We start from the raw sequence: 328 nt of genomic DNA, 5'->3' as shown, positions 1-328 counted from the left end.
CCGATTTGAGGCGAACGAAGGACAGATCTTCACAGATAAACTGATTGATTGTGTTATTCCACTCGAGACCAGCTTGTTTGAGTCCGTAGAGGCTTTTCTTTAATCGACATACTTGAGAAGGGTCACCAGTTGAGAATCTGGTAGGCTGTTTCATATATATCTCTTCATGTAGGTCCGCTTGGAGAAATGCACCCACCACGTCAAGTTGACGCAATTTCAAATTTGTGGAGGCAGCGAGTGCGAAGATAAGGCGAACTGAAGAGAGATGAGCAACAGGTGAGAAGGTTTCATTGTAATCAACTCCTGGGCGCTTTGAATAACCTTTAAC

The 328-nt window shown here is 44.2% G+C and carries 1 protein-coding gene; it reads right to left on the bottom strand.

Translation table 11 applies throughout. The features are described from left to right. Positions 1-328, bottom strand: a 328-nt coding sequence (locus B5P42_RS31460; protein ID WP_220089412.1) for a reverse transcriptase domain-containing protein, incomplete at both ends; no start/stop codon positions are given.

Origin of the sequence: Bacillus sp. SRB_331, from assembly GCF_003264175.1 — a bacterium.
In the GTDB taxonomy this organism is placed as follows: domain Bacteria; phylum Bacillota; class Bacilli; order Bacillales; family Bacillaceae_G; genus Bacillus_A; species Bacillus_A mycoides.
This window is presented reverse-complemented; position numbering and strand designations above follow the sequence as displayed.